Origin of the sequence: Frigidibacter sp. RF13 (assembly GCF_026626305.1) — a bacterium.
Lineage (GTDB): Bacteria > Pseudomonadota > Alphaproteobacteria > Rhodobacterales > Rhodobacteraceae > TMP-24.
The window spans coordinates 1-13,803 of record NZ_JAPNUE010000016.1; the positions used below are offsets into that span (position 1 = coordinate 1).

The window sequence follows — 13,803 nt, forward strand, 5'->3', positions numbered from 1 at the left end:
CCCCCCCCCCCCCCCCCCCCCCCCCCCCCCCCCCCCCCCCCCCCCCGGGTCGGCCGGGCGAAGCCCGGACGAAATCCGTCAGTGCAGGACCGCGCCTTCGGGCTTCGGCCGGGTGGAGCGCTGCACGCGCTCCCCCACGATCAGCCCGTCGGCCCCGGCGCTGACATGCACCACCTCGCCGTCCTTCACATCGCCCGCCAGAAGCATCTCGGCCAGCGGGTCCTGCAGGCTGCGCTGGATCACCCGTTTCAGGGGGCGCGCGCCATAGACCGGGTCATAGCCTTCGTCGGCAAGCCACTGCATCGCCGCCTGATCGAGATCGAGCGCGATCTTGCGCTGCGCCAGCCGCTGTTCCAGCCTGCGAAGCTGAATCTTCACGATCCCGTCCATGTCGCCGCGCGTCAGCCGGTCGAAGATGATCGTCTCGTCGAGACGGTTCAGGAATTCGGGGCGGAAATGCGCCCGGACCGCTTCCATCACGTCGCGCCGCGCCGCCAAAGCATCCGACCCCTCAGGCAACTGGCTCAGCGCCTGCGACCCGAGGTTCGACGTCAGGATGATCAGCGTCTGCTTGAAGTCCACCCTGTGCCCCTGCCCGTCGGTCAGGACACCATCGTCCAGAACCTGCAACAGCACGTTGAAGACGTCGGGATGAGCCTTTTCCACCTCGTCGAACAGAACGACCTGATAGGGCCTGCGCCGCACCGCCTCGGTCAGCACGCCACCCTCGTCATAACCGACATAGCCGGGCGGCGCGCCGATCAGCCGGGCGACCGAATGTTTCTCCATGAACTCCGACATGTCGATGCGGACCATCGCATGTTCGTCGTCGAAGAGATATTCGGCGAGCGCCTTGGTCAGTTCGGTCTTGCCGACGCCGGTCGGGCCGAGGAAGAGGAACGAACCGAGCGGGCGGTTTTCGTCGTTCAGCCCCGCCCGCGCCCGCCGCACGGCGTTAGAGACCGCGACAACAGCCGTATGCTGGCCGATGACCCGCTGGCCAAGCTCTTCTTCCAGCTTCAGCAGCTTGTCACGCTCGCCTTCCAGCATCTTCGAGGTCGGAATGCCGGTCCAGCGCTCGACCACTTCCGCGATCTGCTCCGGCCGCACCGCCTCTTCCACCATCAGCCCGTCCTCGCGGCTTTCGGCCTCGCTCAGCTTCCGCTCGATTTCGGGGATGCGGCCGTACTGCAATTCACCGGCCTTCGCGAAATTCCCTTCGCGCTTGGCATGCTCCAGCTCATTGCGCGCCTGTTCCAGCTCGCCCTTCAGCGCCTGCGCCGCGTTCAGCTTGTCACGCTCCGCCTGCCACTTGGCCGTCATCTCGGCCGAGCGTTGCTGCAGGTCGGAAAGTTCCTTTTCCAGCTTTTCCAGCCGGTCCTTCGAGGCCGCGTCATCTTCCTTCTTCAGCGCCTCGGCCTCGATCTGCAATTGCAGGATCTGGCGGTCGAGCGCATCGAGTTCCTCGGGCTTGGAATCCACTTCCATCCTGAGACGGCTGGCCGCCTCGTCCATCAGGTCGATGGCCTTGTCGGGCAGGAACCGGTCGGTGATATAGCGGTGCGAGAGCGTCGCCGCCGCCACCAGCGCGGAATCTGATATGCGCACGCCGTGGTGCATCTCGTATTTTTCCTTGATGCCGCGCAGGATCGAGATCGTGTCCTCTACCGTCGGCTCCTCGACCATCACCGGCTGGAACCGGCGGGCCAGCGCCGCGTCCTTCTCTATATACTTGCGATACTCATCGAGCGTCGTGGCACCCACGCAATGCAGTTCGCCCCGCGCCAGCGACGGCTTGATCAGGTTCGCCGCATCCATCGCGCCATCGGTCTTGCCCGCACCTACCAAAGTGTGCAGTTCGTCGATGAAGAGGATGATCTCCCCCGCCGCCGCCTCGATCTCCTTCAGGATCGCCTTCAGCCGCTCCTCGAACTCGCCGCGATATTTCGATCCGGCGATCAAGGCCCCCATGTCGAGCGCCATCAGCTTCTTGTTCTTCAGGCTTTCCGGCACATCGCCGTTCACGATGCGGAGAGCGAGGCCTTCGGCGATCGCGGTCTTGCCGACGCCCGGCTCGCCGATCAGGACCGGGTTGTTCTTGGTCCGGCGCGACAGAACCTGCATGGCGCGGCGAATTTCCTCGTCGCGGCCGATGATCGGGTCGATCTTGCCGGCCGCCGCAGCCTCGGTCAGGTCGCGCGCATATTTCTTCAGCGCGTCATAGCCTTCCTCGGCGCTCGCCGTGTCGGCGGTGCGGCCCTTGCGGATATCGTTGATCGCGGCGTTCAGCGCCTGCGCCGTCACCGCGCCCTGATCCAACGCATCCTTGGCCTTGGTATTGACCATGGCAAGCGCCATCAGAATGCGTTCGACCGGCACGAACGAGTCGCCCGCCTTCTTCGCGATCTTCTCGGCCTCGTCCAGCACGCGGACAAGTGCCGTATCGACATAGACCTCGCCCGATCCGCCCGAGACCTTCGAAATCCGGCCAACAGCGAGGTTCACCGCCTCGGTCACGCGCTCAGGCGCACCGCCCGCACGACGGATGAGGTTGGCCGACAGGCCCTGCTCGTCATCCATCAAGGCTTTCAGAAGATGTTCGGGCACCACGCGCTGGTGGCCTTCGCGCATCGCGATCGTCTGGGCCGCCTGCAGGAACCCGCGCGACCTTTCCGTGAACTTTTCCATGTTCATCGGTTACTCCTTCTCTGAAGCACCCGCCTTGGAACGCCCGCCTCGCGGCACGCCCCCCGGGCCTTGGTCCTTAGTTGGGAATGCAATTTCCCGCCCGCAAGGGTTGGCAGAAAATCCTTTCCGCTTTCACAGTGGGCCAAATGTCGCGCTGAAATCTCGCGGCAGGCGCGCGCCCTAGGGTCGGCCCTTAGGCACGACCAGCCGTTCAGGTCTCAGCGCTTCGGCCGCCTTGAAAAGGCTGAAGGTCTGATTCACGTAGTTGACCGCGCCGCCGATCGCCTCGACATAGTTCTCCAATTCCGGCGTGCGCTCGACCTCGACCAGCTGCACCGGGCGGTCCGGGCCGTTGGCCTCGAACTGGCAGTAGAAAAGCGGCTCGCCGCGTTTGAGGATGATGTCGCGTTCCGGCTCGTGCCATTCGAAGGCCCACATCAGGGGCCGCGGCCAGAGGTTGATCGGAAAGCGCCCGCCGAAGATCGTGCCCGGCAGCGGCTCGCGCCGGTAATGCGCGAAGGCGCCGAGTTGCGTAACATAGACTGGCTCGTCGGCGATGAACGTATAGGGCAGCACGAGCTGGATCGTCGGCCGGTCGGGATAGCGCCATTCGGCCTCGTTCACCATCACCAGCACTTCATTCAGCTTCGCGGTGCGGATCGGGCTGGCGTTGCCCGCCCGGTTCACGAAGGCGGGCTTGCCATCCTTGGACCGGGCAAAGCCCAGATGCAGGTCGAACGGGCAGGGAAAAACGAAATAGCGGCTTTCCATATGGATGACCGCCGGGCAGCGCGAGGCGGATTTCGCGTGCGTCTTCGACATGTCGCGCGACTGAAGCCGCTGCGGCGGGTCATAAAGGACCGCGTTCTTGTCGCTCGACCGAAACCAGCCCACAGTGATCGGGCCGGAAGCCGGGCCAGTTTCGGGCCGCTCATATGAGATGTTGACCTGCATTCCGCTGCCCTTTCGCCTTCCGCGCGATGCTAGCCCGCTTAGGCCCCAAGTCAATCCGTCCACCCTTTCGTAACCTCGATGCGCTTCACTGGCGTGGCCCACCAGAAAGGACGAGTCCGATGCGCATTCTTTCCGCCCGCGCCACCGAAGTGGCCCATGACCGGGCCACACAGATGATCGCCGCCACCATCGTGATCCGGATCGAGGTTGGTGAGGCGGCAGCCGAACATCGGGTCCGGGTCGCAGCGCCGGTCATAGCGCAAGGGGGCGCTCCGCTTAAGGAAAGGCTGGTCGCTGTGGCGAAGCTTACCCTGGCAATGGACGGGCGGACGCCCCGGCCGCCGGAGGCAGAGCTGGTACGCCCGGCAGCGTGAGACTCGCCTTCGCACTGCGAGCGCGCCTCGCGGCCCCGACGGGAAACGAAGTGCCCGAGGAGGCGACCGTCAGCTCCGGTCAAGCGCCGCCCGAAGTGCGCGCACGGCCACCGGGTCGGTCATCCGCTGATTGGCGCTTGCAAAACCGAAGGCAAGTTCCGTCGCCGTGGCGGGCGCGGCACAACCGCAGGATGCATGCACCTCGCGAACCCCGGTCGCCTCCAGCAGGGCGCGGGCATTTTCAGCCCGGATACCGCCTGCCGCGAGAATGCCGGGGCTCCCCACCGCCTGCCGGACGAGCGCGGCGAGCGTCACAGAACCTCGTGCAGCGCTTGTTGCACCGCCCGAAGTGAGAATACGGGCAACGCCAACCGCCCGCGCCGTTTCCAGCGCGCGCGCCTTGTCTTCCACCAGATCAAAGACCCGGTGCAGCGTCACGGTCAGCCCTTCGGCAGCGCGCGTCAGTAGCTCCATCGCCGCGATATCAAGGCCCTCCGGCCCGCCCGCGCCGATCGTGACCCCCGCAAGGCCCGCATCGCGCGCCCGGGCGATGTCGTCGGCGATCAGCTGAAGTTCTGCCCTGTCATATCCGAACCCTCCCGCACGCGGCCGGATCAGCGCGGTCACCGGCACCCCCGCCCTTCCGGCAAAGGCCATCAACGAGGCAGAGGGTGTGAGCCCGCCAAGCGCTAGCGCCGCACACAGTTCGATCCGGTCCGCGCCGCCTTCGATCGCCGCTTCGATCCCGGCGGGGGTTTCGACACAGACCTCCAACACCACACGCGCCGCCATCAAATCCCCTCCGCCATATAGCTCGCGCCGATCAGACCGGGCTCCACCTGGTGCAAAGCGGGAACCAATAGCGCCACGTCGGGCGGGGCGAGCATCCGCGCCCGGACCGCGCGGTCGAGCGCTGCCACAAGGCGCACATCCCGCCCAAGGCCCCCGCCGACCGGCGCGACCGAGGGGCCGATCACATTCATCACCATCGCCAGCGGTCCGCTGACCATGTCGAGCCAGAGGTCGACCGTGCGTCCCGCCGCCACCTGTCCCTCGGCCCAGGCCGAAAGAATCGCCCGGCTGTCCCTACCGCCACCGGTAAGATGGGCGTCCAGCCGCTCCAGCCCGCGCGCGCCCGCGACCGTGTCTGCGCACCCGGACAGGCCGCAACCGCAGGGCCAGGCAGGCACATCCGTCCGCCCCATCACCGGCCCGTGACCCCATTCGCCCGCAACCCCGCGCGCGCCGCGATGCAATCGGCCGCCGATCACCAGTCCGCCGCCAGCCCCGGTACCGAGGATCACGCCGAAGACCACTTCATGTCCAATCCCTGCGCCGCTTCGTGCCTCTGCGAGCGTGAAGCAGTCGGCGTCGTTGGCGATCAGAACCCGACACCCTAACGCTCGTCCCAGATCACTCGCCAACAGGCGTCCATCCAGACAAGGGATATTGGCGATCCGCGCCTTGCCCGTCAGCGGGTCGACGATCCCGGCAATCGACAGATGAACCCGGTCCGCGCCCCTCGCCGCTTCCCGCAGGACCCCGGCGAAAACCTCAAAATCCGTCCCCGGCGTCGGCCAGAACCGCACCGGGCCAAGCGCGCCAGGCGCGCGCACCTCTGCCGCGCGGATCTGCGTACCGCCGATATCGAACGCGACGATCATCTCTGACCCTCCGCCCCCTGCTTAGCAAGGCCGAGCGCAGGCCTCCAGCCTTGACAGCTAACCGCACCCGGCCCATGAGGGCGCCGATAGGAGCGGAGGGTGAGATGACTGAAGCCGATAATCGCCTCATCGTGGCGCTTGATGTGCCGAACGCGCTGGCTGGTCTGCAACTGGCGCAAGAGATCGGCCCGGCTGTCAGCTTCTACAAGATCGGGCTCGGCATGCTGACCGGCGGCGGGCTGGCGCTTGCGAGCGAGCTGAAGACCGAGCACGGCAAGCGCATCTTCCTCGACATGAAGCTTTTCGACATCGGCGCCACGGTCGAGGCGGCAGTGCGCGGGCTCGCTCAATTCGATCTCGATTTCCTCACCGTCCATGGCGATCCCCATGTGGTCAGGGCGGCGAAGGAAGGCGCGGGCGGCAAGGATCTGAAAATCCTCGCCGTCACCATCCTCACCTCACTCGACCGCGCCGACCTTGATGCCTCGCTCATTGTGCCGGGCGCCGTGCCCGACATCGTCACCGACCGTGCCGCGCGCGCCCTCGCGGCCGGGGCCGACGGCGTGATCTGCAGCCCGCAGGAAGCAGCGCGCATCCGCGTCCTGCCGGAAGCGGCGGGCAGACTGATTGTCACGCCGGGCGTTCGGCCCGCAGGTGCGGCACTTGGCGATCAGAAGCGCGTCGCTACCCCGGCAGAGGCGATCGCAGACGGCGCCGATCACGTGGTGGTCGGCCGCCCGATCTGGGCCGCGTCCGACCCGCGCCGCGCGGCGCAGGCGATCCTGGCCGAACTTGCCTCGCCCCAGGCAAGGCGCCCCAACCGCCCGTAAGCGCCGCTTAACGGTCCAGATGACCGAGATCGCGGTCCGGCGCGATCCGATCGCGTACCCTCTGTTTCAGCACCTTCACGTCGGGAAAGCCGCCATCGCGCTTGCGCTCCCACAGAAGATCGCCGTTGAGCCAAATCTCGAAGATGCCGCCGGTGCCGGGGATCAGCGTCACGCCGCCCAGATCGGTGCCGAAGGTCGACAGAAGCTCCTGCGCCATCCAGCCAGACCTCAGAAGCCAGTTGCACTGGGTGCAATAGCGGATCTCCACCCTCGGCCGCGTTTCCGTACCTTCTGCTTCGCCCATCGCTTACCTCCCGGCCGGTTGGCCTGCCGTTGCCAGTCCAGCTGGCGCACGAAAACTGTTCACGCATTCCCACATAATCCCGTCGTTCCTGTGGGAATTCTGCAAAGAAATTGCCGCCAGTCGCGCGCCCATGCTAGGCGAGTCGCAGCAATAGGCGGGTGGAGTCTGTTCATGCAACGGCTAATGACGCTTAGATCGACTTCCTTGGCGTGGCCGCGAAGGTCGCAGGTCTGCGCACGCCCGCGCGCGCCACTACCCCGTTCCGGAACTCTTCGGCGGTCAGAAAGCTCAGGCCATGGAGATCGTCTGCCAAAGCCCGATCCGAACCTTAGGGTCGGCAAGCAGAGAAGTTCACCAATCGCGCCGGAAATGGTAGAGTTTGCCAGTTGAGTTGGAGTCGTTTCTTTCCCAGGCCGAGGGCGACAAGGCCCTTGCCGCAATTGAGGATGTTACCTGCAATGAATAGATCCCTGATGTCACTTGGCCTCGCTGCCGTCTTTCTGGCGCTGCAGCCGGGCATCGCGTTTGCCTATATCGGCCCCGGCGTCGGCGCGGGCGCCATCGGTGCGGTGATCGGCGTCATCGGCGCTATCTTCCTCGCGATCTTCGCCGTGCTCTGGTATCCGATCAAGCGGATGATGAAAGGCAAGAAGAAGCCGGGCGCCGCCAAGACCGCCGCACGTACCACCGACAGTTCCGCAGCCGAGTGATGCTTTTCTGGGGGCTCGTGACGATCGCGGCGATACTCGCCAGCGAGGCTTTCCTGCGTCTGCCGGTGCTCGGCCGGATCGCCGAGGTATCGGCGACGGCGCAGAAAGTCGGACGGGTGCTGAAATCCGGGCGCATTTCCGATCACTGGAAGGAACGGATCCTGCCCGCCTATGCGCTGCGCATCGGCGTCGGGTCGGTCAGCTTCTTTCTATTGCTCTGTCTTGCACTTCTGCCGGTTGCGCTCCTCGGGCTGCTCTATCCGCCCGGTCTTACCGCCTGGATGACGGCCCTGCTGGGACCTATGGCCATTCTCGTGTTGTGCGTCGTTTCGCTCGGCTATCTCTGGCTGAGGACGCGCGGCGCGTCGGCGCACAAGGCGGCGGGCAGCGCCTCGGACTATTCCGCGCTTGATCGCATGCTCCACCGGCTCGCGCTTGGCTCGCCGATGGTGGGCGAAATGGCGATGGATATCGAAAAGGGCCTCTTTCTGAAATCCGCGCCGGAGGACAACGGGCGCCACGTGTTCGTCACCGGCCTTGCCCGTGCGGGTACCACGATCCTGATGCGCGAGATCCATGCGACCGGCCAGTTCGGCTCGCTCACCTATGCCGACATGCCTTTCGTGCTGGCGCCGAACCTCTGGGCGAAACTCTCGTCGAAGGGCGCCAAGGCAGGCGCGCGGGCAGAGCGCGCCCATGGCGACGGGATCGAGGTGGATACCCAAAGCCCCGAGGCGCTTGACGAGGTCTATTGGAAGATGTCCGACGGCGGCGCCTATATCGGCGAAGACGGGCTGCGCCCGCATGCGCCCGACACGGATGTGGTCGCGGGCTATCGCGATCTGATCCGGCTGGTGCTGCGCAAGACCGGCAAGAGGCGCTATGTCTCGAAAAACAACAACAATATCCTGCGTATCGCGACTCTGGCCGAAGCGATGCCTGAGGCGCAGATCCTCGTGCCGCTGCGCGAGCCGCTGGCCCATGCCGCAAGCCTGCTGAACCAGCACGAACGCTTCACCGACAGAGATCCGTTCGTGCGCGACTACATGACCTGGCTCGGCCATCACGAGTTCGGCGCGACGCATAGGCCCTTCCTCTTTGACGGGCGCCCGTCGGGCGATCCGGCGACGCTCGACTACTGGCTGCGGGTCTGGGTCGCCGCCTATCGCGCACTCGATGCTGCCGAAGCGGCGCACGAGAATATCGCTTTCGTCCCGTATGAGGCACTGAGCGCAGATCCCGCCGTCTGGCAGGCCGTCGCCCGCCGGATCGGGCTGGAACCACGCCCGGCGGGCGAGCTGAAGGTGGTCCGTGACAAGGCGCCGGGGGCCCATGATGCCGCCCTCGCGGCTGAGGCGGCGGCGCTGCATGCACGGCTAAAGGCGCGGGGGCTTGCCAAGCTCGGGCTTTGAACGTCAGGCGGGCCTCAGCGAAGAGAGCACGCAGGGCTCGATGAGCGGCCATTTTCAGGAAATTCATGGAAAAGCTGCGGAGGGCCTCCTCTTGCAAGCCACCGGGCCTTCTGCCAAATTCTGGCATGAAAACGCAAAATCCCCCTATTCTCTCCTGGGCCGATGTGGCCCCCCGCCTGGTCGCGGTTGCGGCCGGCCGCGCCCCCGCCGATCTGGTGATCCGGAACGGTAGCTGGGTGAACGTCCACACCCGCGAGATCCTGCCCGGCCATGACGTGGCGATTGCCGAGGGCCGCTTCGCCGCCATCGCGCCCGATCTGTCCTATGCGATCGGCCCCGACACCGAGGTGATCGACGCCCAGGGCCGCTATATGGTTCCGGGCCTTCTGGACGGTCACATGCATGTGGAATCGGGTATGCTGACCCCCGCCGAATTCGCTGCCGCCGTCATCCCGCACGGCACGACGACCATGTTCGCCGATCCGCATGAGATCGCCAATGTACTGGGGATCGAGGGCGTCAGGATGATGCATGACGAGGCGCTTATGCAGCCTGTGAACATGTTCATGCAGATGCCATCCTGCGCGCCGTCTGCTCCGGGGCTGGAAACGACGCCCTACGAGATCGGGCCGGACGAGGTGACCGAGGCGATGGGCTGGCCCGGGATCATCGGCCTCGGCGAGATGATGAACTTCCCCGGCGTCAGCGCGGGTAGCCAGCAGATGCTGGCCGAGATTGCCGCGACCCAGCGGGCGGGCAAGACCGTGGGCGGGCATTATGCCAGCCCCGACCTGGGGCCGAATTTCCTTGCCTATGTCGCGGGCGGACCAGCTGACGACCATGAGGGAACGACCGAGATGGACCCGGTCGTGCGTGCCCGGCAGGGGATGCGGGCGATGATGCGGCATGGCTCGGCCTGGTTCGACGTCGACCGCCAGATCACGGCGGTGACGGAGAAGGGGCTGGACCCGCGGAACTTCATCCTGTGCACCGACGATTGCCATCCGGGCACGCTGGTCGAGGAAGGCCATATGGACCGCGCTTATCGCCGCGCGGTCGAGAAAGGTTGCGATCCGCTGATCGCGCTGCAGATGGCCACGATCAACACTGCGACGCATTTCGGGCTGGAACGCGAACTGGGGTCGATCACCCCGGGCCGCCGGGCGGATATGATCCTGACCTCCGACCTGAAGATGCTGCCCTGCGAGCTTGTCATCGCGCGCGGCCGAAAGGTGGCCGAGAATGGTCGCATGACCGTTACCTGCCCGCACTACGACTGGCCAGCGCATGCGAAGGACACGGTCAGGATGGGGCGCGAAAAGGTGGCGGACGATTTCGTGATCCCGGCGCCGAAGGGCGCGGCCGAGGTCAGCGCCCGGGTGATCGGTATTGTCGAGAACCAGGCGCCTACACGCGCGCTGACCCGGACGCTGGCCGTCAAGGACGGGATCGTCGAGCCGGACGAGCGTCAGGACGTGGCCCAGTGCGCGGTAATCGAGCGTCACCTCGGCTCGGGCCGGATGGTGAATGGGTTCGTGAACGGCTTCCGCTACAAGGGCCGGATGGCCATGGCCTCGACCGTTGCCCATGACGCGCATCAGATCATCGTCGTGGGCACCGACCGCGATATGATGGCGAAGGCTGCGAACAGTATCGCCAGGATGGGCGGAGGCTTCAGCCTGTGGAAAGACGGGAAGGAGATCGCCGACATTCCGTTGCCCGTTGCCGGGCTGATGTCGGACGCGCCGGCGGGCGAGATGGCCAAGAAAGCCTCGAATCTGGTCGCCCGCATGCGCGATTGCGGTTGCGATCTGAACAATGCCTCGATCCAGCATTCCTTCCTCGCCCTCGTCGTCATCCCAGAGCTTCGGATATCCGACCTTGGCCTTGTCGATGTGACCCGTTTCCAGTTCACGGAGCTTTTCGAATGACCCCGGCACCGTCGATCCTTCTGCCGAACATGCCGCCTGCCGAAAGCTTCACCGACGCCGAAGCCGCGGTGGCGCGGCTCGAGGCGCTTTACGCACAAGCCTCGCAGTTCCTCATGGAAAAGTTCAGGGCCACGCTTGAAGGTCATCGCCCGCCTGCCCGGGTCCGTGCCTTCTACCCGGAAGTGCGGATCACCACGACCAGCCATTCGCTGGGCGATGCGCGCATGGGGTTCGGTCATATCCCCGTGCCGGGGACCTATGTGGCAACCATCACGAGGCCTGACCTTTTCCGCCACTATCTGGTCCAGCAGCTGTCGCTTCTGATCCAGAACCATGGCGTGCCCGTCGTCGTTGGCCCGTCCTTCACGCCGATGCCGGTACATTTCGCCGTCACCGCCCAACCCGCACTGACCGTGCCGCAGGAAGGCGTGCTGGATTTCCCGCTGCGCGATGTCTTCGACGTGCCAGACCTTTCGACCACGAACGACGATATCGTGAACGGCACCGCGCGACCCAACCCCGACGGATCTGGACACCTCGCGCCCTTCACCGCGCAACGCATCGATTATTCGCTGGCGCGCCTGTCGCACTACACCGCGACTGACCCGGTGCATTTCCAGAACCATGTGCTTTTCACCAACTACCAGTTCTATGTCGATGAGTTCGAGGCCTTCGCCCGCCGCGCGCTGGGCGATCCGGCTTCCGGCTACACAAGCTTCGTCGCGCCCGGTAATGCCGAGATACGGGCGCCTGATGGCGTGATCCCCGATCTGCCGCGCCTGCCGCAGATGCCGACCTATCACCTGAAACGGCGTGGCGGTCAGGGGATCACGCTGGTGAATATCGGCATTGGCCCGTCGAACGCGAAAACCGCGACCGACCATATCGCGGTCCTCAGGCCGCATGCCTGGATGATGGTCGGCCATTGCGCGGGGCTGAGGAACAGCCAGTCGCTGGGCGATTTCGTCCTGGCGCACGCCTATCTGCGCGAGGATCATGTGCTGGACGCCGATCTGCCGGTCTGGGTGCCGATCCCGGCCTTGGCCGAGATCCAGATCGCATTGCAGGAAGCAGTGCAGGAAGTGACCGAGCTGGAAGGCTATGAGCTGAAGCGCATCATGCGCACCGGCACCGTGGCCACCATCGACAACCGCAACTGGGAACTGCGCGACAAGTCCGGTCCCGTTCAAAGGCTCAGCCAGTCCCGCGCCATCGCGCTTGACATGGAATCGGCCACGATCGCCGCGAACGGCTTCCGGTTCCGCGTGCCCTACGGCACGCTTCTCTGTGTCTCCGACAAGCCCTTGCACGGCGAGTTGAAGCTGCCCGGCATGGCAACCGAGTTCTACCGCACCCAGGTCAGCCGCCACCTTCTGATCGGCGTCAGGGCGATGGAAAGGCTGCGCGACATGCCCTTGGAGCGCATCCACAGCCGGAAGTTGCGTAGTTTCGAGGAGACAGCCTTCCTGTGACGCGCGGGAAATCGCTGCACACAAGCGAAAATCGCTTGCCTTGCGCCGCAAAAGCATGAATTTCACCTCTACCGGCTGTGAATGAGCCCCCAATGACCCCCCATAAGATGGGGCAACAAGGAGACAGACATGTCCAAACCCATGACCAAGACCCAGCTCGTGGCCGCTCTGGCGGATGCCATGGGCTCCGACAAGAAGACTGCATCGGGCGCCCTTGACGCGATTGCGTCGGTCGTCGCGCGCGAAGTCTCCGCCGGTGGCGCGGTCACGCTGCCGGGCATCGGCAAGGTCGTCTGCCGCGCCCGCCCCGAGCGTCAGGTGCGCAACCCCGCGACCAACGAAATGATTACCAAAGCCGCCGACAAGGTCGTGAAGATCTCGGTCGCGAAGGCGCTGAAGGACAGCGTGAACGGCTAATCCGGCCGCACGTCAACGCGCGCCCTTGCGGGCGCCGCGGCAATGGTTAGGGTCGCCCCCCGGGGCGGCCTTTTCTTTTGGAGCAACAAGACGATGGATCTCCGCGCGATCGGGATGGGGCTGGCCTTCGCCTTCATGTGGTCTTCGGCCTTCACTTCAGCGCGGATGATCGTGGCCGATGCCCCGCCGATGGCCGCCCTTTGCCTGCGCTTCCTTCTGTCCGGCCTGATCGGCGTCGGCATCGCGCGGGCGCTGGGACAAAGCTGGCGTCTCAGCCCGGCGCAATGGCGTTCGACGCTGATCTTCGGCCTTTGCCAGAACGCGATCTATCTCGGCTTCAATTTCGTCGCCATGCAATGGGTCGAGGCATCGCTGGCCGCGATCATCGCTTCGACCATGCCGCTGCTGGTCGCGCTGTTCGGCTGGCTGTTCTTCGGCGAAAAGGTGCGTCCGCTGGGTATCGCCGGCCTGATCGCGGGCTTTGCCGGTGCCGCCATCATCATGGGCGCGCGGCTGTCGGGCGGGGTCAGCCTGCCCGGTATCGCGCTTTGCATCGCTGGTGCCGCGGCACTTGCGACCGCGACGCTGTCGGTGCGCGGCGCCACGTCGGGCGGCAATCTTCTGATGATCGTCGGGCTGCAGATGTTCGTGGGCGCGGCGCTTCTTGGGCTCGCCTCGCTATTCCTAGAGACCTGGACCGTCCACTGGACCCCCCGCCTTGTCGCCGCCTTCGCCTATACGACGCTGGTTCCTGGGCTTCTCGCCACCTGGGTCTGGTTCCGGCTCGTCGGCCGCATCGGCGCTGTGCGGGCCGCGACCTTCCATTTCCTCAATCCGTTCTTCGGAGTCGCCGTCGCTGCCGCCCTGCTGCACGAGGCGCTCGGCCTGACCGACATCCTGGGCGTCGCGATCATCGCGCTTGGCATCTTGGCCGTACAGCTCTCGAAGCAGAGCACGGCGCCGACAGTCCAGCGCGCGAACGAGGCGTGACGAAAACCGCACGGTCGATGGCGAAAAGGCGCAATTTGCGCGCCGCCGATCCGCTAG

At 65.6% G+C, this 13,803-nt stretch carries 14 protein-coding genes; 8 read left to right on the forward strand and 6 right to left on the reverse strand.

The genetic code is table 11. From position 1 onward, the window contains the following. Window positions 1-78: 78 nt before the first annotated feature. Window positions 79-2,694: an ATP-dependent chaperone ClpB gene (clpB, locus tag OU426_RS17520; protein WP_267635445.1), complete on the reverse strand. Its 2,616-nt coding sequence runs from the start codon at window positions 2,692-2,694 to the stop codon at window positions 79-81. A 174-nt stretch (window positions 2,695-2,868) separates the two neighbouring features. Beyond that, window positions 2,869-3,642 (reverse strand): hypothetical protein, encoded by a 774-nt coding sequence (locus OU426_RS17525; RefSeq protein ID WP_267635446.1) that lies wholly within the window; start codon window positions 3,640-3,642, stop codon window positions 2,869-2,871. A gap of 119 nt (window positions 3,643-3,761) precedes the next feature. Between OU426_RS17525 and OU426_RS17530 the strand changes: the two genes are divergently transcribed. After that, window positions 3,762-4,016 (forward strand): hypothetical protein, encoded by a 255-nt coding sequence (locus tag OU426_RS17530; protein WP_267635447.1) that lies wholly within the window; start codon window positions 3,762-3,764, stop codon window positions 4,014-4,016. A 69-nt stretch (window positions 4,017-4,085) separates the two neighbouring features. Here the strand turns inward: OU426_RS17530 and OU426_RS17535 are convergent, their stop codons facing one another. Further along, on the reverse strand, window positions 4,086-4,808 hold the full coding sequence (locus OU426_RS17535; RefSeq protein ID WP_267635449.1) for a copper homeostasis protein CutC: 723 nt from the start codon (window positions 4,806-4,808) through the stop codon (window positions 4,086-4,088). After that, complete coding sequence (locus OU426_RS17540; protein WP_267635450.1) at window positions 4,808-5,680, reverse strand: ROK family protein; 873 nt, start codon at window positions 5,678-5,680, stop codon at window positions 4,808-4,810. The genes OU426_RS17535 and OU426_RS17540 overlap by 1 nt, the downstream gene beginning before the upstream one ends. 104 nt (window positions 5,681-5,784) lie before the next feature. Between OU426_RS17540 and pyrF the strand changes: the two genes are divergently transcribed. Beyond that, window positions 5,785-6,510, forward strand: coding sequence for an orotidine-5'-phosphate decarboxylase (gene pyrF / locus OU426_RS17545; RefSeq protein ID WP_267635451.1), 726 nt, complete (start codon window positions 5,785-5,787; stop codon window positions 6,508-6,510). 7 nt (window positions 6,511-6,517) lie between these two features. On the opposite strand, the gene OU426_RS17550 is transcribed toward pyrF, so the two are convergent. Both OU426_RS17550 and OU426_RS17555 read right to left on the reverse strand, forming a co-directional pair. Next, window positions 6,518-6,814 carry an Rdx family protein gene (locus OU426_RS17550; protein ID WP_267635452.1) on the reverse strand — a complete coding sequence of 99 codons (297 nt, stop codon included), beginning with the start codon at window positions 6,812-6,814 and terminating at the stop codon, window positions 6,518-6,520. 190 nt (window positions 6,815-7,004) lie between these two features. Then, the gene (locus OU426_RS17555; protein ID WP_267635453.1) at window positions 7,005-7,127 is read right to left on the reverse strand and encodes a hypothetical protein; all 123 of its coding nucleotides are present in this window, start codon (window positions 7,125-7,127) and stop codon (window positions 7,005-7,007) included. Window positions 7,128-7,272: 145 nt separating this feature from the next. Between OU426_RS17555 and OU426_RS17560 the strand changes: the two genes are divergently transcribed. From OU426_RS17560 to OU426_RS17585, 6 genes are all read left to right on the forward strand, one after another. After that, window positions 7,273-7,524, forward strand: coding sequence for a hypothetical protein (locus tag OU426_RS17560; protein WP_267635455.1), 252 nt, complete (start codon window positions 7,273-7,275; stop codon window positions 7,522-7,524). After that, window positions 7,524-8,936 carry a sulfotransferase gene (locus OU426_RS17565; RefSeq protein ID WP_267635456.1) on the forward strand — a complete coding sequence of 471 codons (1,413 nt, stop codon included), beginning with the start codon at window positions 7,524-7,526 and terminating at the stop codon, window positions 8,934-8,936. The genes OU426_RS17560 and OU426_RS17565 overlap by 1 nt, the downstream gene beginning before the upstream one ends. Before the next feature lie 125 nt (window positions 8,937-9,061). Further along, on the forward strand, window positions 9,062-10,867 hold the full coding sequence (locus OU426_RS17570; RefSeq protein ID WP_267635457.1) for an adenine deaminase: 1,806 nt from the start codon (window positions 9,062-9,064) through the stop codon (window positions 10,865-10,867). Beyond that, window positions 10,864-12,339, forward strand: a complete 1,476-nt coding sequence (locus OU426_RS17575; RefSeq protein WP_267635459.1) for an AMP nucleosidase — start codon at window positions 10,864-10,866, stop codon at window positions 12,337-12,339. The genes OU426_RS17570 and OU426_RS17575 overlap by 4 nt, the downstream gene beginning before the upstream one ends. 129 nt (window positions 12,340-12,468) lie before the next feature. Continuing rightward, the gene (locus OU426_RS17580) at window positions 12,469-12,756 is read left to right on the forward strand and encodes an HU family DNA-binding protein (RefSeq protein WP_267635460.1); all 288 of its coding nucleotides are present in this window, start codon (window positions 12,469-12,471) and stop codon (window positions 12,754-12,756) included. A 93-nt stretch (window positions 12,757-12,849) separates the two neighbouring features. Next, a complete protein-coding gene (locus OU426_RS17585) occupies window positions 12,850-13,746 on the forward strand; it encodes a DMT family transporter (protein ID WP_267635461.1) in 897 nt (298 codons plus the stop codon). The last annotated feature ends 57 nt before the right edge of the window (window positions 13,747-13,803 follow it).